At 56.8% G+C, this 21,815-nt stretch carries 21 protein-coding genes; 10 read left to right on the forward strand and 11 right to left on the reverse strand.

What is annotated here, in order from left to right:
* Window positions 1-31 precede the first annotated feature (31 nt).
* A complete protein-coding gene (gene modE / locus ABLV52_RS23505; RefSeq protein WP_348890990.1) occupies window positions 32-820 on the reverse strand; it encodes a molybdenum-dependent transcriptional regulator in 789 nt (262 codons plus the stop codon).
* A gap of 152 nt (window positions 821-972) precedes the next feature.
* On the opposite strand from modE, the gene ABLV52_RS23510 reads away from it, so the two are divergent.
* The 4 genes from ABLV52_RS23510 (at window position 973) to modC (ending at window position 3,788) form a co-directional block, all read left to right on the forward strand.
* Window positions 973-1,122 (forward strand): AcrZ family multidrug efflux pump-associated protein, encoded by a 150-nt coding sequence (locus ABLV52_RS23510; protein WP_002895156.1) that lies wholly within the window; start codon window positions 973-975, stop codon window positions 1,120-1,122.
* Between the two features lie 142 nt (window positions 1,123-1,264).
* Window positions 1,265-2,038, forward strand: coding sequence for a molybdate ABC transporter substrate-binding protein (modA, locus tag ABLV52_RS23515; RefSeq protein ID WP_023288888.1), 774 nt, complete (start codon window positions 1,265-1,267; stop codon window positions 2,036-2,038).
* Window positions 2,038-2,730 carry a molybdate ABC transporter permease subunit gene (gene modB, locus ABLV52_RS23520; protein ID WP_023288889.1) on the forward strand — a complete coding sequence of 231 codons (693 nt, stop codon included), beginning with the start codon at window positions 2,038-2,040 and terminating at the stop codon, window positions 2,728-2,730. Before modA ends, modB begins: the two co-directional genes overlap by 1 nt.
* Window positions 2,730-3,788, forward strand: coding sequence for a molybdenum ABC transporter ATP-binding protein ModC (gene modC, locus ABLV52_RS23525; protein ID WP_044521712.1), 1,059 nt, complete (start codon window positions 2,730-2,732; stop codon window positions 3,786-3,788). Before modB ends, modC begins: the two co-directional genes overlap by 1 nt.
* On the opposite strand, the gene ABLV52_RS23530 is transcribed toward modC, so the two are convergent.
* Window positions 3,789-4,607 carry a pyridoxal phosphatase gene (locus ABLV52_RS23530; RefSeq protein ID WP_072413656.1) on the reverse strand — a complete coding sequence of 273 codons (819 nt, stop codon included), beginning with the start codon at window positions 4,605-4,607 and terminating at the stop codon, window positions 3,789-3,791.
* Between the two features lie 227 nt (window positions 4,608-4,834).
* On the opposite strand from ABLV52_RS23530, the gene pgl reads away from it, so the two are divergent.
* Complete coding sequence (gene pgl, locus ABLV52_RS23535; RefSeq protein ID WP_348890991.1) at window positions 4,835-5,830, forward strand: 6-phosphogluconolactonase; 996 nt, start codon at window positions 4,835-4,837, stop codon at window positions 5,828-5,830.
* A 108-nt stretch (window positions 5,831-5,938) separates the two neighbouring features.
* Here the strand turns inward: pgl and ABLV52_RS23540 are convergent, their stop codons facing one another.
* The 3 genes from ABLV52_RS23540 to ycgZ form a co-directional block, all read right to left on the reverse strand.
* Window positions 5,939-6,205, reverse strand: coding sequence for a biofilm development regulator YmgB/AriR family protein (locus ABLV52_RS23540; protein ID WP_004886050.1), 267 nt, complete (start codon window positions 6,203-6,205; stop codon window positions 5,939-5,941).
* Window positions 6,206-6,256: 51 nt separating this feature from the next.
* Complete coding sequence (locus ABLV52_RS23545; protein WP_023288893.1) at window positions 6,257-6,562, reverse strand: hypothetical protein; 306 nt, start codon at window positions 6,560-6,562, stop codon at window positions 6,257-6,259.
* Window positions 6,563-6,686: 124 nt separating this feature from the next.
* Window positions 6,687-6,932 (reverse strand): regulatory protein YcgZ, encoded by a 246-nt coding sequence (gene ycgZ / locus ABLV52_RS23550; RefSeq protein ID WP_023288894.1) that lies wholly within the window; start codon window positions 6,930-6,932, stop codon window positions 6,687-6,689.
* A 327-nt stretch (window positions 6,933-7,259) separates the two neighbouring features.
* Here ycgZ and ABLV52_RS23555 point away from each other — a divergent pair, with 327 nt between their 5' ends.
* Together ABLV52_RS23555 and ABLV52_RS23560 are read left to right on the forward strand one after the other, a co-directional pair.
* On the forward strand, window positions 7,260-8,471 hold the full coding sequence (locus tag ABLV52_RS23555) for a diguanylate phosphodiesterase (protein ID WP_032455180.1): 1,212 nt from the start codon (window positions 7,260-7,262) through the stop codon (window positions 8,469-8,471).
* A gap of 154 nt (window positions 8,472-8,625) precedes the next feature.
* On the forward strand, window positions 8,626-9,360 hold the full coding sequence (locus ABLV52_RS23560) for a MerR family transcriptional regulator (protein WP_023288896.1): 735 nt from the start codon (window positions 8,626-8,628) through the stop codon (window positions 9,358-9,360).
* A 41-nt stretch (window positions 9,361-9,401) separates the two neighbouring features.
* Here ABLV52_RS23560 and ABLV52_RS23565 read toward each other — a convergent pair whose 3' ends face one another.
* Both ABLV52_RS23565 and ABLV52_RS23570 read right to left on the reverse strand, forming a co-directional pair.
* The gene (locus ABLV52_RS23565; RefSeq protein WP_017899620.1) at window positions 9,402-9,956 is read right to left on the reverse strand and encodes a helix-turn-helix transcriptional regulator; all 555 of its coding nucleotides are present in this window, start codon (window positions 9,954-9,956) and stop codon (window positions 9,402-9,404) included.
* 82 nt (window positions 9,957-10,038) lie between these two features.
* A complete protein-coding gene (locus ABLV52_RS23570; protein WP_023288897.1) occupies window positions 10,039-10,251 on the reverse strand; it encodes a biofilm development regulator YmgB/AriR family protein in 213 nt (70 codons plus the stop codon).
* 732 nt (window positions 10,252-10,983) lie between these two features.
* Here ABLV52_RS23570 and ABLV52_RS23575 point away from each other — a divergent pair.
* The gene (locus ABLV52_RS23575) at window positions 10,984-11,490 is read left to right on the forward strand and encodes a hypothetical protein (RefSeq protein WP_032455181.1); all 507 of its coding nucleotides are present in this window, start codon (window positions 10,984-10,986) and stop codon (window positions 11,488-11,490) included.
* Window positions 11,491-11,506: 16 nt separating this feature from the next.
* Here the strand turns inward: ABLV52_RS23575 and ABLV52_RS23580 are convergent, their stop codons facing one another.
* The 3 genes from ABLV52_RS23580 to ABLV52_RS23590 are packed head-to-tail and all read right to left on the reverse strand — an operon-like array spanning window position 11,507 to window position 16,620.
* On the reverse strand, window positions 11,507-12,430 hold the full coding sequence (locus ABLV52_RS23580) for an acyltransferase family protein (protein ID WP_348890995.1): 924 nt from the start codon (window positions 12,428-12,430) through the stop codon (window positions 11,507-11,509).
* A gap of 38 nt (window positions 12,431-12,468) precedes the next feature.
* Window positions 12,469-15,534: an efflux RND transporter permease subunit gene (locus tag ABLV52_RS23585; RefSeq protein ID WP_180266175.1), complete on the reverse strand. Its 3,066-nt coding sequence runs from the start codon at window positions 15,532-15,534 to the stop codon at window positions 12,469-12,471.
* Complete coding sequence (locus ABLV52_RS23590) at window positions 15,535-16,620, reverse strand: efflux RND transporter periplasmic adaptor subunit (RefSeq protein WP_023288901.1); 1,086 nt, start codon at window positions 16,618-16,620, stop codon at window positions 15,535-15,537. It lies immediately after the preceding gene.
* A gap of 534 nt (window positions 16,621-17,154) precedes the next feature.
* Between ABLV52_RS23590 and ABLV52_RS23595 the strand changes: the two genes are divergently transcribed.
* Window positions 17,155-17,586, forward strand: a complete 432-nt coding sequence (locus ABLV52_RS23595) for a universal stress protein (protein ID WP_023288902.1) — start codon at window positions 17,155-17,157, stop codon at window positions 17,584-17,586.
* 51 nt (window positions 17,587-17,637) lie between these two features.
* Window positions 17,638-20,325, forward strand: a complete 2,688-nt coding sequence (locus ABLV52_RS23600; RefSeq protein WP_072413653.1) for a cation-transporting P-type ATPase — start codon at window positions 17,638-17,640, stop codon at window positions 20,323-20,325.
* Window positions 20,326-20,402: 77 nt separating this feature from the next.
* Here the strand turns inward: ABLV52_RS23600 and ABLV52_RS23605 are convergent, their stop codons facing one another.
* Window positions 20,403-21,686 carry a putative acyl-CoA thioester hydrolase gene (locus ABLV52_RS23605; RefSeq protein WP_348890992.1) on the reverse strand — a complete coding sequence of 428 codons (1,284 nt, stop codon included), beginning with the start codon at window positions 21,684-21,686 and terminating at the stop codon, window positions 20,403-20,405.
* Window positions 21,687-21,815: the final 129 nt, after the last annotated feature.

Below are 21,815 nucleotides of genomic sequence, written 5' to 3' on the forward strand. Positions count from 1 at the left end.
ATACGACTTCAGGCGCGCAATGTCAATGGGGTCAGCATAACGTAGCGAGAATGATGCGATCGGCGCTGAAGTAAGCGATCGCCTCCGTCCCTTCCGTCAGGCCAGAGGTCTGGGCCTGCGGCAGGGTGGCGCACAGGGTCTGGCCGTCCGCAAGGGTCATCAGCACTTCGCACTGCCCGGAGCCGCATTCGATATGGCTGATGCGACCCGACAGCTGGTTCTCGGCCTGGCGGGCCACCGCCGGGTCGAGGGTGATGCCAACCCAGGGCGCTTTCAACAGGACCAGCACCTCCTGGCCCTCATCGAGCCCCAGCTTTTCAGCGCTCTGGGCGGTAATGGCGACGTTCAGGCGGGTCTGCCCGTCGGCCAGCAGCACCTCGACGTGCTGCTGCACCTGCTGGCGATCGCGGCCAGTGATAGTGCCGAACCACTGGTTGCGGGCGCTGGTTTGCAGGGAAAAGCGCGAGATGGCCGCCAGCAGGCTGTCCAGCGGCAGGGCGTCGTCATCGCTGAGCACATCAAACGCTTTCTGCTGGATCTGCGCCAGCAGATCGTACAGTTGGATCAGACGCTGCCCGTAGCGGGTCAGCACCGCGCCGCCGCCGCCTTTGCCGCCGGTGGCGCGATCCACCAGCGGCTGTTCGCTGAGCTGGTTCATCTCGTTGATGGCATCCCACGCGCTTTTATAGCTGATACCCGCGTGCTTCGCCCCCTGGCTTATCGAACCGGTCTGGTCAATCTGTTTGAGCAGGGCGATCCGCCGGGGGTCGGCAAACAGGCGCTGCTGAAGCTTAAGGGTGAGAAGAATTTCGGCCTGCATAATCGTTTCCTGACAAAAAAGCGTATTGTGACCGATAGTCACCCCGTTGCAAAACCTCTCTGCGCGGTTTGTCATTAACCACCGCACAAATGGGGCGTGTTTTTTCGGCTGAAACCGTTACAATCAGGGAATCATACTATCTGGAGTGAACCATGTTAGAGCTTTTGAAAAGTCTGGTTTTTGCGGTCATCATGGTACCGGTGGTGATGGCGGTCATCCTGGGATTGATTTACGGTCTTGGCGAAGTGTTCAACCTCTTCTCCGGCGTCGGCCACAAAGATCGCAGCCAGCAAAATCATTGATTTCCCGGCGCCCGGTTTAACCGGGCGCTGTGCTATTTCCCTCCTGTATCATTTCCCTTCATTTTATTGTCCTGCGTCACTATAAAAACGCTTCGCATATCGTTATATTGTCGAGTACATAACGCATTGACAGGAGATTCAGATGACAGGTTCTTGGTTACGCGGGGTGGTCGGGGTATCGCTCACGCTGTGCGTCGCGGGTCAGGCGCTGGCGGCAGAAGGGAAAGTGACCGTTTTCGCGGCCGCGTCGTTAACCAACGCGATGCAGGATATCGCCCAGGCGTATAAGAAAGCGAAAAACGTCGAGGTCGTCTCGTCGTTTGCCTCGTCGTCGACGCTGGCGCGGCAGATTGAAGCAGGCGCCCCGGCGGACCTGTTTATCTCCGCCGATCAAAAGTGGATGGATTACGCGGCAGACAAAAAGGCCATCGATCCGGCGACCCGCGCCACCCTGCTTGGCAACAGCCTGGTGGTGGTGGCGCCGAAAGCCAGCGCGCAGGGGGCGATAACCATTGATGAGAAAACCGACTGGACCAGCCTGCTGAAAGGGGGCCGTCTGGCGGTGGGCGATCCGCAGCACGTTCCGGCAGGTATCTACGCCAAAGAAGCGCTGCAGAAACTGGGCGCCTGGGAGACCCTGTCGCCGAAGCTCGCCCCGGCGGAAGACGTGCGCGGCGCGCTGGCGCTGGTGGAGCGTAGCGAAGCGCCGCTGGGCATCGTCTACGGATCGGATGCCGTGGCCAGCAAAGGGGTGAAAGTGGTTGGCACTTTCCCTGAGGCGTCGCATCAGAAAGTCGAGTACCCGCTGGCGATTGTCGATGGCCACCGCAATGCGGCCGTGAGCGCTTTCTATGACTACCTGAAAGGGCCGGAAGCGTCGGCGATTTTTCAACGTTACGGATTTACCACCCGCTGATGTTTCTGAGCGAACCCGAATGGCAGGCGGTGCTGCTGAGCCTGAAAGTCTCCTCCCTGGCGGTGGCCCTGAGCCTGCCCTTTGGCATCTTTTTTTCCTGGCTGCTGGTCCGGCGCACCTTCCCCGGCAAGGCGCTGCTCGACAGCCTTCTCCATCTGCCGCTGGTGCTGCCGCCGGTGGTGGTGGGGTATCTGCTGCTGGTGGCCATGGGGCGGCGCGGGTTTATTGGCAGCTGGCTGTATGACTGGTTCGGCATCAGCTTTGCCTTCAGCTGGCGCGGGGCGGTGCTGGCGGCGGCGGTGATGTCTTTCCCGCTGATGGTGCGCGCCATCCGCCTGGCGCTGGAGGGGGTGGACATCAAACTGGAGCAGGCGGCGAGAACCCTCGGGGCCAGCCGCTGGCGGGTATTTTTCACCATTACGCTGCCGCTGACTTTGCCGGGAATTATTGTCGGCACGGTGCTGGCCTTCGCCCGCTCGTTAGGGGAGTTTGGCGCGACCATCACGTTCGTCTCCAATATTCCCGGTGAAACGCGCACCCTGCCTTCGGCGATGTACACCTTGATCCAGACCCCAGGCGGGGAGGGGGCGGCGGCCCGCCTCTGCCTCATCGCTATCGGTCTGGCGCTGGTCTCGCTCTTGATTTCAGAATGGCTGGCCCGCGTGAGCCGCCAGCGAATGGGAGGATCATGATGCTCGAGCTGGACTTTACCCAGACCCTCGGCAGCCACTGTCTGCAGATCCGTGAAACGCTGCCCAGCAGCGGGATCACCGCCATCTTTGGCGTCTCAGGCGCCGGGAAAACGTCGTTGATCAACGCTATCAGCGGCCTGACCCGGCCGCAGGCGGGGCGGATTGTCCTAAACGGAAGGGTGCTGAACGACACCGCGCAGCGTATCTGCCTGGCGCCGGAGCAGCGGCGGATCGGCTATGTATTTCAGGATGCGCGCCTGTTTCCCCACTATAAAGTGCGCGGCAATCTGCAGTACGGAATGGCGAAATCCATGGTCAGCCAGTTCGATAAGCTGGTGGAACTGCTGGGAATTGCGCCCTTGCTGGATCGGCTGCCGGGCCGGTTATCCGGCGGCGAAAAGCAGCGCGTGGCCATCGGCCGCGCCCTGCTGACCGCGCCGGAGCTGCTGCTGCTGGACGAGCCGTTGGCCTCGCTGGATATTCCGCGCAAACGCGAACTGTTGCCCTATCTGCAGCGGCTGGCGCAGGAGATCCATATTCCGATGCTCTACGTCAGCCACTCGCTGGACGAGATCCAGCATCTGGCCGATCGCGTGCTGGTGCTGGAGGCCGGTAAGGTGAAGGCTTTCGGTCCGCTGGAGGAGGTCTGGAGCAGCAGCGTGATGCACCCCTGGCTGCCGGCGGAACAGCAGAGTACGATCCTCAGCGCCACCGTCGCCGCGCAGCATCCGCAGTACGCGATGACCGCGCTGACGCTGGGGGATCAAATGCTGTGGGTTAACCGGCTCGATCGTCCCGCCGGGGAGAGCGCGCGGATCCGCATCCAGGCGTCGGACGTCTCGCTGGTGCTGGCCCAGCCGTCCGCAACCAGCATCCGCAATATCTTACGCGCCGAGGTGGTTCAGTGTCTGGAGGTCAACGGGCAGATTGAGGTTCAGCTCAGGGTGAGCGGCCATCCGCTGTGGGCTCGAATCAGCCCGTGGGCGCGGGATGACCTGGCGATAGCGCCAGGCCAGCAGGTATTTGCCCAGATCAAAAGCGTGTCGATTGCCGCCTGATCACAGCAGCTGACGGTAGATAAACTCGGCGATGCTGGGGGACTCATTGTCGCCGATGACCACGTTGGCGCGGGCTTTGACGTCGTCCACCGCATTACCCATCGCCACCCCGGTGCCGGCCGCTTCCAGCATACTCAGATCGTTGTAGTTATCGCCGAAGGCCACCACGTTCTGCATCGACAGCCCCTGGTCAGCGACCCACTGCGCCAGGCGTTTGCCTTTGCTGTTGCCGGCGCGAGCGATATCCACCTGGTCGTGCCACGACCATTCGCACTCGAGGCCCAGCGTCTCGCCGACCTCCTGCGCAAAGCGCTGCAGACGGGGAATGTCGTCGTCGGTGAGGGCGAATTTCCATACCGCCTTGACCTCGCGGACCGCCTGCGCCAGCGAGTCGACCTGGCTGAAGACCGGGCGCTGATCCTCCGGTAACGCCTGCGCCCAGTTGCGGGTGCGGATCACATGCCCGGTGGGCTGTTCGTAAAGCATCGCGTCATCCACATAGGCCAGGCCGTGGATCTGCTGTTCGGCGAGCATGGCGGTGAGGCTTACCGCGTGTTCCACCGACATAGGATCGGCCGCCAAAACCTTTTTTGCGTGATAATCATACAAATAAGTGCCATTACAACAAATTGCAGGTGTATCGAGAGCCAGTGCCTGATAAAAAGGATGAATAGCGACGTGATGACGTCCGGTAACGACGATCACCTGGTAGCCCGCCTCTCTGGCGCGGGCCAGCGCTTCCAGCGAAGCGGGCAGGATGGTTTTTTTGCTGGTGAGCAGGGTGCCGTCTAAATCCAGGGCAATCACGCGTGTTGTCATGTGTTATTTCCGGTTGATGTTGAAAAGTGACCTGGCCATGATGGTACACCGCCGTGGCGTCAGGACCAATTTTTCCACATCTGCCGTGAATGTCTGTATGCCTTTGTGCCGCCGTCCGTCGGTAATTCGGCGGGCGATGCGAGTATCATGGGCGGATGTCTTATAATTTTCGGGGTGCAGTTATCCTGAAAATGAAAAATCCACGTGCAGTGAGGGAAGGAGTAGTCATGAAACAAACCGTTTATACCGCCAGCCCGGAAAGCCAACAAATCCACGTCTGGAGTCTTGAAGCGGACGGCAAACTGACGCTGGTGCAGGTGGTTGATGCCCCGGGGCAGGTCCAGCCGATGGTGGTCAGCCCCAATAAGGAGTATCTGTACGTTGGCGTTCGTCCGGAGTTTCGCGTGTTAGCTTATCGCATCACGCCGGATAACGGGGCGTTGACCTTCGCAGGGGAAGCGGCGCTGCCGGGCAGCCCGACCCACATCTCTACCGATCATCATGGTCGCTTTGTCTTCAGCGCCTCCTACAATCAGGGCTGCGTCAGCGTGACCCCGCTGCAGGATGGTCTGCCGGGCGAAACCATCACCGTGGTGGACGGGCTGGAAGGCTGCCACTCGGCCAATATCTCCCCGGACAATCGTACCCTGTGGGTGCCGGCGCTGAAGCAGGATCGCATCTGCCTGTTTACCCTCAGCGAGGATGGTTTCCTCTCCGCCCAGGAGCCCGCGGAAGTCAGCACCGTCGAAGGGGCGGGTCCGCGCCACATGGTGTTCCATCCGAACCAGCAGTATGGTTACTGCGTCAATGAGCTGAACAGCTCAATTGACGTCTGGGAGCTGAAAGACCCGAATGGCAACATCGAATGTGTACAAACGCTGGATATGATGCCGTCTGATTTCACCGGCGTGCGCTGGGCGGCGGATATTCATATCACTCCGGACGGTCGTCACCTGTACGCCTGCGATCGTACCGCCAGCATCATCACGGTGTTCAGCGTGTCGGAAGATGGCAGCGTGCTGGCGGTGGAGGGCTATCAGCCGACCGAGACCCAGCCGCGCGGCTTTAATCTCGATCACAGCGGTAAGTATCTGATTGCCGCCGGGCAGAAGTCGCACCATATCGCGGTGTACGAAATTACCGGCGAGCAGGGGCTGCTGCAGGAGAAAGGTCGCTATGCGGTCGGGCAGGGGCCGATGTGGGTGGTAGTCAACGCCCACTGATCCGTCAGGTGTAAAAGAAAAAACCTCGCGTCAGCGAGGTTTTTTTTAACAGAGCGGACAGGCTCTGTCGGAAAGGGGTTGCCCTGGCGGGCCTGAAGCGTGACGGCCTTAGATATCGTCCATGGTGTAGCCGACGACAATCTCCAGCGTTTTACGGATCACGTCTGCGGTCACCACGTCATCGGTGCTTTCCAGCGCCTGAATCAGCCATAAAATAATGGCCTTATTGTTCAGGTGACCTTCGGACTGGAGAATACTGTTGATGGCCAGCGACATCACGGCGGACTCATCAACCAGCTTATCACCGGCGTTACGGAAATAGTCGGAGAGCGCGGTGTCCTGCAGTCCTGCGTAAATATCGGGTTGCTGATGCATAGTCTGTCTCATCACATTCTCACTCTGTGTTATTCACCACGGTTAGGATACTCAGTGGATCTTTTTACCTTCCGGCGCCATGGCGCTTTGCGCCGGCGATCCTCGGGTTTCCCAACGGCCATTGATTTTCTTTACCTGCAAAGGCGCTTGCTTCCGCTGACGGGCAAGCTTCGCGCAAATTTCTTCAATCACGGCAGCGATGACCTTTCTTCGCTGTCGGTCTGACTCTGTCGCCTGCATCAACCGAAGTCGAACCAGCAGGGTCGGGGTGGTAATAGGGCGATTCGTTTTCAGAAGCGCGAGTACCGCCTCGCCGATGATCTCATCGGTGATTTCCTCAGTTTCACTGCTATTCATAACCGTCTCACTGCATGCCACTCTCTCCCTGAATCTGCGAACGGACATTCAGGTCAGCAGCAGGTTTATGGAAGCGATCGCCCCTCATCTGCTACTGCGGCGCAACAGGCGACGATCGATGACGTTATTCCTGATCGGCAAACAGCAGACCAATTAAGGTCTGATAGTGACTCTCTTCCTCGGGGGCACGGGCCCGGTCGAGTCGGCTCAACAGTTTAGTGCACAGCGCCTTGCGGTTGAGATGACGCCCTTCGTTGAGAATATCCATCACAATCTGACCCAGCGTTTCCTGCTGGGAAGGTAACGATGCTTTGTTGAAATACTGGGCAATTGCGTTCGCTGTATCTGGAATGTAACCATTCTGCTGCATATCTGCTCCTTACATTTCATTCATCTGTTAACTGCCATTAAACTTATACAATAATTATTAACCTGTACACACAAAGTTGCACAATAATGATTCATTTGTGGTTAAGTTATTGATTTTTAATTGTTTATTTTTATGTGTTTGGTGCGGTTCTGGCTTGTAAAGGTAGGGTTAAACGGTGCACGTTGTACAAGAAAAGAAAAATGAAAAAGCCTTGCACAAAAAAGGGATTTTTAGTGTATCTTTTTTGTTAAGACAAAACGTAGTTTTACAAGACGATTAGCCTGATAACTGCTACTGTGAATGCTTACCCTCCCATCTGGAATCACTATGCTAACCACCATCATTTATCGCAGCCATATTTGCGACAATGTCTCATTCAAATCGATCGAGGCCATGGTTGCCAGGGCAAACGAAAGAAATGGGCAGGCGGACGTCACCGGTATTTTACTTTTTAACGGGACGCATTTTTTTCAACTCATTGAGGGGCCTGAAGAAAAGGTTCAGGATATTTATCAGCATATTTGCCGCGATCCCCGCCATTATAACCTGGTGGAGCTTCTGTGCGATTATGCGCCGTCCCGCCGTTTCGGTAAGGTCGGCATGGAACTGTTTGATTTACGGGAACATGATCGCGAGGAGGTGCTGCAGGCGGTGATGGACCGCGGGACCACAAAATATCAGCTCACCTATGACGACCGGGCACTGCAATTTTTCCGCACCTTTGTCGAATCAACGGAAAAAGCGAACTATTTTGAGATTCCTTCCGCTGACAGCTGGGTATTTATCCCCGATCAGAATACTTTCTATCCTGATACGCCGATAATTGATAATAAGGAAAGCTGGTCCTTTGCCTTTCAGCCGATTGTCGACCCTTTCGCCTGCGAAATTATTTCGTGGGAAGCGCTGTTACGCACACCGGATGGCCAGTCGCCTGGCGCCTATTTTGCCGGGCTTTCCGGGGACGATATTTATCTCGCCGATCTGCACAGTAAACGCGTCGCGCTGTCGCTGGCCGGGCAATTAGGCTTACGTAATAAGGCGTTAAGTATTAATTTACTGCCGATGACGCTGGTTAAAGCGCCGAACGCGGTGGGTTTCCTGCTCGATCAAATTCAGCGTAATGATCTTATTCCTGAACAGATTATTGTCGAGTTTACCGAACGGGAAGTGATTTCGCGGATGGATGATTTTACCGATGCGGTGCGAAAGCTAAAAGGGGCGGGTATCAATCTTGCCATCGATCACTTCGGCGCCGGGTTTGCCGGGCTGTCGCTGCTGGCGCAATACCAGCCCGACAGAATTAAAATCGACCATGAGCTGATCCGCAATATCCACCAGGATGGACCGCGCCAGTCAATTGTACAGGCGATTATCAAATGCTGTTTTTCGCTGGAGATTGCGGTCTCTGCCGTCGGCGTTGAGCGTGCTGAAGAGTGGATGTGGCTGGAATCAGCCGGTATTTCGCAGTTTCAGGGGAATTTGTTCGCCAGCGCGCGCCTGGGGGGCTTACCCGCCGTCGCCTGGCCGGAAAAAAAATAATCCACCGCGAAATCAGCCAACTATTTTTTCATCTTTTTCCCAAGCGCTGTGAGCCACAACCTGTTATCTTTATCTGTACAAGAAAATAGAGTTGTACAGGATGCCTGAATTCGTTAGTTTAGGTATTAAAGTATCAGGTTGATGTGAGGCTGCTATGGCGTTTTACAGTATCGGTGAAGTCGCCGAACGTTGCGGAATCAATCCGGTCACACTGCGCGCCTGGCAGCGTCGTTACGGTCTACTGAAACCGCAGCGTAGCGAAGGCGGGCATCGGCAATTTGATGAAGAAGATATCCTGCGCATTGAAGAGATCAAGCGCTGGATAGAGCGCGGCGTATCCGTCGGGAAAGTCAAAGCGCTGCTGGAGGGTAACCTGCCGGCGGCGCGCGACGAATCCGCGCATCTTCAGGAAGAGATGATGTCCATTCTGCGTTATATGCAGCCCGCCAGAATCCGTGCCAAATTACTGGCGCTAAGCCATCAACACCCCGTCGACACGCTCATCGACAGCCTGTTAGTGCCGGTACGTCAGCGTCTGAAGCTCGATCAGAATACCTCTCTGGTGATTAGTAGTTTGCTGGATGGTCTGCTGATTGACTGCGTGGCGCTGTTTCTCGCCGAAGCGCGTAAAAAGAACGGCAGGGAGACGCTGCTGGTGGGCTGGAGCAATGAGGACAGGACGCGTCTGTGGCTGGAGGCATGGCGTCTTTCCCAGCGCGGCTGGCACGTCAACGTCCTCGCCGAACCGCTGGAGTCGCCGCGGCCCGAGCTGTTCCCCGGGCAGCATATCTTCGTCTGGACCGGACGCGCCGCCACCCCTCTCCAGGAAGAGCTGCTCAGCCACTGGCAGGAGCAGGGCTTCAGCATCCATTTTCACGGTAATAATTAATCGCCCCGATCCGCAAAGCAGACCGGGGCTAATGTGCCGGGTTACAGGTGGATCTGGCTCCAGGATTTAAAGGTCTCGCTGCGGCTGATATTAAAAAAATCGGTCCTACCGCTACAGCCGAGCTTTTTAATCAGATTCAGCCGGATCTGATAAATGGTTTTAATATGCAGATTCAGCGACCGGCCAATGCTGGCGACCGCTTCGCCATTGCTGATAAGTTGAATCACTTTCTTTTCCCGCTCGGTAAACTGCACCGAGGCGCCCGGCGCCGGGTGGGTTTTATAGTAGCGGGTTGGCTGGTGCAGAAATATCTTTAACTCTTCCGGCGTTGAATTGGCCGGTAAGCGCAGCATAGGCAGTTCACTAAGAAAATTAAGATCGTTGCCTTCGGTTAACAGAATAAATAACGTATCCCGACGATTATAGTTGTGCTGTAGTACCGCGAAATAATTGTCGCTGGTAAAGAAAACATGTTTTTTGCGAAAGTAAGATGCCGGCAGACTATTCAGGATCAGCGACATCCCATAGAGAAGAAAACGATTATCAAACCACAGATCGTAATGTTCAGTACGATAGCAGGTATTATGGTGTGACATTTTATTTGCCTCAGTTAGCCGATAGAGACCCAGGCGTGCCGGCACCGCAGGCTTAAGTCTGCTGCCAGCTCCGCGAGTTTAATTAATGATGAGGTTTGCTGTACAGCATATCCAGCGCCTGCAAATAGAGGTCGGAGAGTATTTCATTACTTTCCGTTTGCAGGCGATGCTGAATTTCCGTAATCATCCGCTCATTATTTATCGTTCTGTGCTGCTTAATGAGCGTATTTTCAATATTCTTCATCAGGGCCGAATTGAAGACAAACTCTGCTGGAATGGTATTTTTAATATGCATAGCTCGAACTCTCCCACGTATAACGCAAACTGACAATAAAAGTCGCTACGTACCATTGGTACGCGCCAAGTCACGAACAGGAAATGCAAAACCAGGAACCACCGCCTGACTTGCCGCGCCACCGTTAAACATCCCCGCTTCGTTGCGCAACAAGCAGTTAACACTCCAAACTATAGACGGTGATCCCATTATGTACAACTTTTTTCAGAACTATATGTACAACAGAACGGCTGATTTTTAGTTTGTGTTTTTAGTTATTGATTTTAAATAGTTTAATTGCTTGCATAACTTGTACATAAAAGCCGGTTTGTGCAGGATCCACCTGTAAAACTAGCGGGAAGAGGCTGACGACAGGCGTGAGCTCAATATGAAAATATTGTTCTGACAGGGGTGTTGGATGAAATCGCGCCGACGCAGGAAGGGGTACACAGCAACTCTGTCGTCGACAGGTGGCTTTCTTCCGCGTCGGACGCTGATCATAGCGGATATTAGGTGAGGTTTTGTCTGTTTTTTGCACAATCAGGTAAAGAGCAACACATCGGCCATTTCGTTAACGCTTCGGTCGGTTTGTTGGCGGATAAGGCGTGTGCTACGCTTTTTACTAGCGATGCGATGGTTCGGCATCGTTATCTTTCCCCCATTTCCCTGTCGGGTCTTTTACCCCTGTCACGACCGGTAAATACGGCAAAGGTAGTCTGTCTATGGACAGGCGTAGAGGTGTGAGGAGGGGAAATGCGCGGTAAAAGCGTGATGCTCCTGGCCGGGTTAGCGACTCTCGCGCAGGCGAAAGAGATTAACCTCTATTCGGTGAATACCGGTTCCTATGTTTACCATCTGACCAATAATCACGGTCAATATACTGAGAATTTCGAGAATCACTTTTTCTCGGTGGAGCGGAAATTCTCTGACGACTCGAAATACAGCCTGCTGATTGGCACCATGAATAACAGTTTCGACGATCGCTGTCTGGCGCTGGGGGTGAGAAGAGACTGGTACCACAACGGCAGCGGGTGGACCTTCAAAGGCGTTTACGGTTATACCGGCGAATTCTTCTTCGACGCCTTCGAGCATTGCGGCGATCATGGCTCCTATAAAGATTTTAAGGACGCCACCGGGATCGGCTTTTCACCCTATATCTACCATGCTATCCAGTACAACTTTACCGACTATTTCGCCCTTGAGAGCGGCATTATTATTCCCAGCGTGTTTGTGATCAGCATCCAGTGGAGCTTCCGCTAAGTTGCCGCGTCGTTTGTTACAGGGTTATCACCTTCCTGAGCAGCGTGCTGGAGAGCGCGGCGAGGGAAATGAGCACCGACAGGACAAACGTTAGGACAATCACTCCCAGCTTGGTGGCTAACGAGTGAATAGGGATCAGCATCACCAGCAGGTGAAAAACGGAGTAGTGCAAAATATAGACCCCGGTCATCGCTTTGCTAACCGTCGCCAGCACGGCCTCCTTCAGCTCGCGGTTCTTTTTAAACTGCACGGCGTTAGCGGCGATCACCAGCAGGACGATCAGAATATAAATCTGCGACCCCGTGAGAATGAACGCATTGCGATCGGCTTTAAACAGCGCGAAGAAAAAGTGGCGTTCATAAAACCAGGTAAATAAATAGACAAAGGGCAGGGCGATAATGGCGGCTTTAATCACCCGCGGGTTGCGTATCCACTCCGTGACCCGCGGATCGTTAAATAACTGCCCGGTTAAATAAAAAAGTAGCCACGTCCACAGACGATACTGCGGCGCCAGGCTGAAAAGATGTCTTTCCGGGTAGAGCACCGAGAGCAGGTCGTAACCATAAGAGCAGCACAGTAGCGTCAGGACCACGGAGAAAAACAGACCGCGCCGCTGGCTGAGCCAGGCAATCAGGGGATGGAAGGTATAGATGACAATCAGGGCGAAAATAAACCAGGGCTGGATCAGATAGCCGCGCTGGTAAGGCTCCCAGACATAATAGACCGTCACCCAAAACAGAAAGACGATCACCACGCTTTTAATTTTACCAATTTGCCAGTTGGCGTCGTGTCGCGTTTGCGCATCAAGATAGCCGGCAACCACAAAAAACAGCGGCGTGGCGATGGTCGAGACAAAGGTCAGCAGCCCGAGGATCCAGTGATAGTCATAATCAAAGCGATCCCAGGTGTTATAGATGGTGAAAAAAGTCACCGCTGTCATACAGCCGAGTGTCTTAATAATGCTCAGACCGGTACTGTTCATCGTTGAGGCGTCATATCCTTATGGTGAAAGCAGGCGTAAATCACCGGCAGAACCAGCAACGTTAGCACGGTGGCGAAGGCCAGACCGAACATAATCACCACTGCCATACTCTGGAAAAAAACATCGCGCAGCAGCGGGGCAAGGCCAAGCACGGTGGTGAAGGCGGTCAGCAGGATCGGCCGCAGACGAGATGTTGCCGCATCAATGATCGCTTGTCGTTGATCTTTCTCCTGTTTTTGTTGCTCTATCTCTTCCACCAGCACAATGCCGTTGCGGATCAGCATGCCGCTGAGGCTGAGAAGGCCGATTAAGGCCATAAAGCCGAAGGGGATGCCGGTCAGCAAAAAGCCGGGCGTGACGCCGATCAGCGCCAGCGGGACGGTCAGCCAGATGGCGACAGCGTTTTTCAACGAACTGAACATCAGCACCGTAATGATAAACATCACCAGATAGCCAAGCGGCAGGGTCGTGAACAGCCCTTGCTGTGCTTCACTGGAGTTCTCGGCATCGCCGCCCCATTCGATGCGATAGCCATGCGGCAGCGTCAATGCGTCAATGCGCGGTTTCACCCGGGCGAGAATATCACCCGAGGTTTGGCCGCTTTGCGGGCTGGGATCGGTCTGGACCGTCAGCACCCGGGTGCGATCCCGGCGGAGAATCAAGGGATCTTCCCACTCCAGGGAGAAGCCATGGATGACGTTACTCAACGGGATATACTGCTGGCGGCTCTGGCTCCAGACCAGCACGTTATGCAGATGGTTGGCATCCTGTCGCTCCGCTGCAGGCGGCCGGACGATCACCGGCAGCAGATCGGCGCCCTCGCGATATAATCCGGCGCGACTGCCGGAGAAATTCATCTCCAGCGCGTTATCAATGTCCTGTTTATCCACTCCCAGCTCGCGCCCCAGCGCTAGGGAGTACTGCGGGCGGATCACCTTGCTGCGGTTCTGCCAGTCGTTACGCACGCTGTCGGTCGCCGGATCCTCAGCGAGAATATCGCTCACCTGACTGGCCAGCGCGCGCAGCGTATCCGGGTCAGGGCCCTTAATGCGCACTTCAATCGCGCTATCCCCGGAGGGGCCGAACATAATGCGTTTGGTGCTGGCGTTCACCTGCGGGTAGTTTCTGGCGATCCAGGTTTCGACGTGGCGGGTGACGGGGGCGATGCCGCGCTGGTCGTCCATCCGCACCATAATCTGCGCGTAGTTGCTGTACTGCCGCTGACCGCTGTAGGTAAGAATAAAACGCATACTGCCCTGGCCAATGGTGGCGACGGTGGTGACCACCCCCGGCTGGCCGGCGATCGACCGCTCAATATCGCGGGTCATCTGCTCGGTGGCGTTAATATCGGTACCGTAGGGCAGCCACAGGTCGACAAAGAAAATGGGCGTATTCGATGATGGAAAGAAATTCTGCCGCACGAAGGTGAAGCCCCAGATCGCCGCGGCCAGCAGGGCGCCCATCAGTACCAGGGTCAGGGTCTTTTGCTGCAGCAGTATTCGCAGCGTCTGCTGATAGCCACGGTAAAAGCGGCCGCGGTAGGGATCGGCTTTCTCCTCCCGCGCGGCGGCCGGCGGGGCGTGTTTAAACAACCACCACTTAATGAGCACCGGAGTGATGGTCAGGGCGGAGAACCAGCTGAGCATCAGGGAGATCAGCAGCACCTGGAACAGGGATTTGCAATACTCTCCGGTGGAGTCCTGCGAGAGGCCAATCGGCGCGAAGGCGAGGATGGCGATGACCGTGGCGCCGAGCAGCGGCAGGGCGGAGCGGCGGATCACATAGTTAATGGCGCCCAGCAGCGGCGATCCTTGCTGGCGGGCGATCAGCACCCCTTCGACAATGACAATGGCATTATCCACCAGCATACTCAGGGCGATGATCAGCGCCCCGAGGGAGATCCGCTGTAACTCGATCCCCCAGACAAACATGATAAGCAGGGTGCCGAGGACGTTGAGCGCCAGCGACAGGGCGATAATGATCCCGCTGCGTACTCCCATGAACACCAGCAGCACGCCGACCACGATCGCCAGGGCCATCAGGAAGTTGGTAATAAAGCCATTGACCGAGTGGGCGACCTCAGCCGCCTGATCGTAAAAAATGGCGATGTCGATACCTGCCGGTTTGTCGGCGGCCATCTGCTGGAGGCGGGCTTCAAGGGCGTGCCCGACGTCAATAACGTTGACGCCAGGAATAAAAGAGACCCCCATGGTCACCGCCTGGCGGCCGTTGGCATGATAAATACTGGACGGCGAGTCAGTCAGCCCGCGCGACAGCGTGGCAATATCCCGCAGTCGAGTGGTGGCGCTGGCGCCGTGAGGGCTGACCAGCAGATCCCCCAGTTCATCGATGCTCTGAAACTCCCCGGTGGGGTGTAGGCGGATCGATTCGCTGCCAACGCGGATCTCTCCGGCGCTGGACACCACGTTGAGCCGGGTCAGGATAGCGGCGAGCTGGTTGAGCGTGATCCCGCGCGCCGCCATTTTCGCCAGCGAGATATCAACATTGATCTGTTGCGGAATGACGCCGCCGATAGCGACTTTACCGACCCCAGGAACCAGCACCAGCTCCCGACGCAGCTGTTCGGCATAGCGCACCAGCTCGGGGTTGGTAAAACTGTCGCCCGAGATAGCGAAGAAAAAGCCAAACACATCGCCAAAGTCATCGTTGACGAAGGGGGTCACTACGCCAGGGGGGAAAAGTCGGCTGGCGTCACCGACGCGGCGACGTAGCTCATCCCAGATTTGCGGCAGCTCGCTGGAATGGTACTGCGAAGCGATATTCACCGTAATTTGCGATAAGCCATTTGAGGAGATGGAGCTGACGTTATCCAGTGAGGGAAGCTGCTGAATCGCGTTTTCCAGCGGCAGGGTCACCTCCTCCTCCACCTGTTGAGCGGACGCGCCCGGGTAGTGGGTCACGATCACCGCCGTTTTGATGGTGAAGGCAGGATCTTCCAGACGGCCGATATTGAGCAGGGCGAACAGACCACCCACCCCCAGCAGCAGAATGGCTAACCAGACGCGGGTCGGGTTATTAATAAACTGACGGGAAATGTCCATTTATAATCCTCGTTCACGCGTCCAGATCCGCACCGGCTGCCCGGCGTGCAGCTCGCTCACGCCCGCCGCGACCACCTCTTCACCCGCGCGGAGACCGTCGGTGATGGCCACTCCCTGCGAGGTCACCTCGCCGACCGTGACCTTGCGCTCCTCAAGAAACCGATGCGCGTTGTCGCCTTTCACCACCCAGACGACCGGTTCATTCTTCGGCCGGTTATCCGGGTTAAACACCGCCTCTACCGGCACCATGAGCGTTTCCCTTCCGGCGCTGGCCGGTAAATTGCCGAGATTGACCGTCACGGTGCCGCTGACCCCGCCGACGGTGGGAAAATCATCCGGCCGCGGCATGGTTAAAATGATCTGCCAGGTAAGGGTGCTGTTGTCGCTGCTGCCGGTATGCTCTTTGTATTCCGCCGTAAATTCGCGGCCCGGCAGGGTATTGATCCTGACGACGGGGCGGTAGGCGGTATTGCGGATATCCAGGGAGGTGAACAGATTTTCGGGAATGCTGAAGACCACATCCAGCAGGTCGGTACGCGTCAGGGTGATCACCGGCTGGCCGGCGGCGACCACCTGATGGTTGCGGATATGCACGCCGGCGGCAATCCCGCCGAAGGGCGCGGTGAGGCTCATTTGCGCCAGCTCTTCACGGGCGATTTTTAAGGCCGCGTTGGCGGCATCGCGATTGGCGCGCTGCACGTCCATCTCCGCCTGGGAAATCGCCTGACGTCCCGCCAGGGTCTGGAAGCGATCAAACTGACGCTGGGCGAGGGTGGCCGCCGTTTGTCGCTCATTGACCCGCTGTTGGGCCTCGCGGGCATTCAGGCGCGCCAGCGTTTGCCCCTGGGCGATGGTCGCCCCCTGGCGAATATCCAGCGATTCCACCTGGCCCCCCCGCTTAAACGACAGCTCGGTGGAGTCGCCAGACTCGATACGTGCCGGAAACGTTCGCTGCTGGGTATTGCCCACGGCGGTCACCTGCGCCACCTTGACCATGCGCGGGGCGGACTCGACGGACGGCGATTTCTGATCGCAAGCGGTTGTAAATAAAATAACAACCGGGATGAGAGAAAAATAACGGTTCACAGTATTCCCCTCAGATTCAGGATTTATTTTACATTTTTATTACGCGGCGCACGCTTATTCGGCGAGGGCGGCGACAACCAGATAGGTGAATAGTCCCACCAGCGTGCAGGCGACAATGGCCAGCGCGACAAATAATCCCAGACGTAACAGGCTATAACCAAACATGATTTTCTCCCTTTACTCCCACCCGAACCGCGAATGTCATTTAATTCGGCCCCCACGGTGACCATCGGACATTCGGAGCGGCACTCCTGCTTGTAATCAGCATAGTCGGAGAAAAGGTGAAGTGTTAAAAAAGAGCATACCGCGAGCGGCAGCGGCACTGTTGGGGAAAACGCAGGAGATCTGCAGGGAATATATGGTTTTTATAATATTTTTCAGTCTATTAATCCGTCATTTTCTAATGTTAATTTTCCTGTGCTACGTTTAATAACATCTATTCCGCTCGCCGCTTCTGTTGTTGAGATTTCGTTCCTCCCCAAGTATGGGGTTATTCATCACTACGCATTGTATTGGTAATAAAAGGATTATCTCATGTATAAAAATATCGTTGTTCCCGTTGACGTGTTTGATGCAGGCCTGGCCGACAAAGCCCTTTCTCATGCGAAATTCCTCGCCCAGCATTCTTCCGGGCAAATTCATCTTGTCCATGTCATTCCGGCATTCTCTCCGGTGTTAACGCGCGGATTTATCTCTGATGCCCGAAAGATGGAAGACCATTTGATTAATACCGCTAAGGAAAAACTGACTGAGCTGGTCAAAAAAAATGGCCTTGCGGAAGACGCCAGCCATCTTTATGTGCGCAGTGGCAATGTTCGCGATCAAGTGATTGCTCTGGCCGATGAGCTACAAGCGGACGTGGTGATTGTCGGTTCGCGCAATCCGGGGATTCAGACTCACCTGCTGGGCTCGGAAGCGGCCAATATCGTGCGCTATGCCCATGTACCGGTTTTCGTTGTGCGCTGATGACGGCGGGATGTCGTCCTGACTTCCGCTTCAGAAATCGAGGGAGAGAGTATGAATACAGATAAACCGGGGGCGCCCTATTATCAGCGCTCCGTCGAGGAGACGCTCGCCAGCGTACAGAGTTCGCCGGACGGGATTAGCGGAACAGAGGCGGCCACGCGCCTGCAGCAGTATGGCGAAAACGCCCTGCCGCAGAAGCCGGGTAAACCCGCCTGGCTGCGTTTTATTGTGCATTTTAACGATGTGCTGATCTACGTCCTGCTGGCGGCGGCGCTGCTGAAGGCGGTAATGGGCCACTGGATCGACATGTCAGTGATCCTCGCGGTGGCGGTGGTCAATGCGCTGATCGGCTTCATTCAGGAGAGTAATGCGGAAAAATCCCTGCAGAGTATCCGCAATATGCTGTCCAGCGAGGCGGTGGTGATCCGACAGGGCAACCATGAAACCATCCCCACCACCTCGCTGGTACCCGGCGATATCGTGGTGATCCGCGCCGGCGACCGTATCCCCGCCGATTTACGGGTGATTGAGGCGCACAACCTGCGGGTGGAAGAGGCGATCCTCACCGGCGAGTCGACGGTGGTGGAAAAAACCACCGAGCCGCTAAGCGGCGATTTACCGCTCGGCGATCGAAGCAACCTGTTGTTTTCCGGGACCACCGTCAGCTCAGGGGCGGGGAAAGGGATCGTGGTGGCCACCGGCGGCGATACCGAGCTGGGCCACATCAACCAAATGATGGCGGGCATTGAGAAGCACCGCACGCCGCTGCTGGTGCAGATGGACAAGCTGGGCAAAGCCATCTTCATCCTGATTCTGGTGATGATGGCGGCGCTGTTCGTCTTTAGCCTGCTGTTCCGTGATATGCCGGTCTCCGAACTGATGCTGTCGTTGATTAGCCTCGCGGTGGCCTCGGTCCCGGAAGGGTTGCCGGCGATTATCTCGATTATTCTGTCGCTCGGCGTGCAGGCGATGGCCCGCCAGAAAGCGATTATTCGCAAGCTGCCGACGGTAGAAACCCTCGGCGCGATGACCGTTATCTGTTCGGATAAAACCGGGACCCTGACCATGAACGAAATGACGGTGAAGGCGGTGATCACCGCGGACAGCGTCTATCGGGTAGAAGGGGACAGCTATGAGCCGGTCGGTAAAATCCATGCTATCGACGACCCGACGCCGGTTGCGGTGGCGCCTGGATCGCTTCTTGAGCGCTATCTGCGCACCATCGATCTGTGTAACGACAGCCAGCTTATCAAAGAGGAAAGCGGGCTGTGGAAAATCACCGGCGGCCCCACCGAGGGGGCATTGAAGGTGCTGGCGGCGAAGATAACCCTGCCGCCGCAGCCCAGCGAGTTGCGCAGTAAAATTCCTTTTGATTCGCAATATAAATACATGTCGACGCTTTACCGGCTGGGCGAAGAGGAGGTGGTGCTGGTCACCGGCGCGCCGGATGTTCTGTTCCGCCTGTGCCAGTATCAGCAGAGCGACAGCGGGTTGCAGCCGCTGGATCTCCCGTACTGGGAAAGCAAAATTGAAGAGTACGCCCGGGAGGGGCTGCGAATGGTGGCCGCGGCCTGGAAGCCGGCTGCCGCAGGGCAGACCGAGCTGACCCATCAGGATCTGCAGCAGGGGGTCATTTTATTAGGGGTTGCCGGGATGATGGATCCGCCGCGTCCGGAAGCGATCACGGCGATTGCCGACTGCCTGCAGGCCGGGATCCGCGTCAAGATGATCACCGGCGACCACCCGCAAACGGCGATGAGCATCGGCAAAATGCTGGGGATTGGCAATGCGGGGAACGCCATTACCGGGCGCGAGCTGGAGGTGATGGACGACGCGCAGCTGAGCGTGGCCGCGCAGCAGTTCGATATCTTCGCCCGCACCAGCCCGGAAGATAAGTTCCGTCTGGTGCAGGCTCTGCAGAGCAAGAAAGAGATTGTCGGCATGACCGGAGACGGGGTGAACGATGCCCCGGCGCTGAAGCAGGCTGACGTCGGCGTGGCGATGGGGATCAAGGGGACCGAGGTGACCAAGGAAGCCGCCGATATGGTGCTGACCGATGACAACTTCGCCACCATCGCCAGCGCGGTCCGCGAGGGGCGCCGGGTGTATGACAACCTGAAAAAAACTATTCTTTTTGTCATGCCGACCAACCTTGCGCAGGGGTTACTGATCGTGATCGCGCTGCTGGCGGGCAACGTACTGCCGCTGACGCCGGTGCTGATCCTGTGGATGAACATGGCCACCTCCGCCACGCTGTCGTTTGGTCTGGCGTTTGAAGCCGGTGAGAAAAATATTATGCGGCGGCCGCCGCGCGACCCGAAACTGCACGTGATGGACGGCTTTGCCATCTGGCGCGTGGCGTTTGTGGGGTCGATGATTGCGGTCAGCGCTTTTATTCTCGAAGCCTGGCTGCAGCCGCGCGGCTATTCGCCGGAGTTTATCCGTACCGTGCTGTTGCAGACTCTGGTCACCGCCCAGTGGTTCTATATGCTGAACTGCCGCGTGTCGGATGGTTTCTCGTTGACCAAAGGTCTGCTGGCTAACAAAGGGATCTGGATCGTCAGCGGCGTGCTGCTGGTGCTGCAGTTGCTGATTATCTATGCGCCGTTTATGCAGATGCTGTTCGGCACCACCGGGCTGCCGTTCCGCTACTGGGTGATCACCTTTATCATCGGCTTCGCCATGTTCCTGATTGTGGAGCTGGAAAAACCGCTGACCCGCAAATGGCGAACCGCCTGACGGCGTGAAGCGTTGAACGAAAAAGGAAAGAGGGGGCATCGCCCCCTCTTTTTATTGTGCTGTGCCGGTATCGCGGTTTATTGTTTCGGCTCGGCGACCACGCTGCTTCCCACGCCGCGGTTGTTATATTCCCACATACGGTTGAAGCCGTTGTCGTTGAGGTTGCGCTGCAGATTGCCTTTGTCATCCGCGCTGCCGGTATTGCCGCTGAACGGACGGCCGGAGCCTACCGCCGCCGCCCACGGCTGGGCGATGTTAAAGCCTTCATTGATGGCGCTGTCGCGGATCACGACCTGGCCGTTGCTGTTGCCGTCAACGTCCAGCGCGCGGCCGAGCTGCGCGACGTTATCCCCGGAGGCGGTGAAGCGGCTGTTGGTCGCCAGGAAGCCGTAGGTCACGCTCTTCAGGGTGGCCGGCGCGAAGACGTAGGCTTCTTTCTGAGTACGCGAGTTCACCACGCGGAAGTCGGTGTTATCAAACACCACGGCGCCGCGGCCAGAAACGATATCCACGTCGCCTTCAATATAGCTGTTCGTCACCAGGGTGCGGGTCTGACGGTTGTCCTGCAGACGGTTCTGCACGCCGCTGTTGGTCACGAAGAAGGTGTTCTGGCGGCCAAGAATGTTCACTTTATCGATCTGCACCTGGTCACCATCGCTGCGCAGAGCAACGGCCTGGTGGGTGCCGGCATCGACGCTGTCGCCCAGGTTGTTGGCGATGGTCAGGTTCTGCAGCTGCAGGCCGTTATTCTGCGACCAGAAGACCGCGGAGCACATCACGCCGACGGTGGCGGTGGATTTGCTCTGGCAGCTGTCGAACATATACCACGCTGGTTTGCCCGGCATGTATTTGCCACCCGGATTGACCAGACGACGCCAGGTGTTGCGATCCATTTCGGAATCAATGGCTTCGCTGATTTTCACGTCGATCGGTTTATCGCCGGTACCATACAGGGTCAGGGCGCCCGGCGCCGCCGGAACGTAGACGGTGCCCGGGTATTCGCCCGGCATGATGGCGATAAACAGACGACGGTTAGAGTGGCGGGCAATCGCCGCATCCACCGCCGCCTGGACGGTGGTATGCGTCACGCCCTGGGTTCCCGCCGGGCCGACGATAAAGTCAGGCTGCGCCGGCAGGCTGATGGCGGACGGCGTCCAGACCGCGGCATTGGGGGTCAGCGACTGGAAATAGGCCGCCTGGGTAAAGTTTTTCGCTTCATCGGCGTTCAGAATGGGACGCGCGGTGGTGCCCGGTGCAGTCTGCGTTGAGGGCTGTTGATCGGCAGGCGTCGAGCTACAGGCGGACAGCGTCACGCCGAAGGCCAGCGCCAGCGCCAGACGGGAAACGGAATATGTGTTCATGTTGCTCCGGGCAAAATTAAGCGTAGTGAAATACCCCGGCTGAGACGCCAGGGTATAAGTCCTTTAAAACCTGCTGTTTTATACTAACTTGAACGAAACGGGAAGACGTGGGCTGAAAAACTTACCTTC

Origin of the sequence: Klebsiella sp. GB_Kp056 (assembly GCF_040064755.1) — a bacterium.
GTDB classification, from domain to species: domain Bacteria; phylum Pseudomonadota; class Gammaproteobacteria; order Enterobacterales; family Enterobacteriaceae; genus Klebsiella; species Klebsiella quasipneumoniae.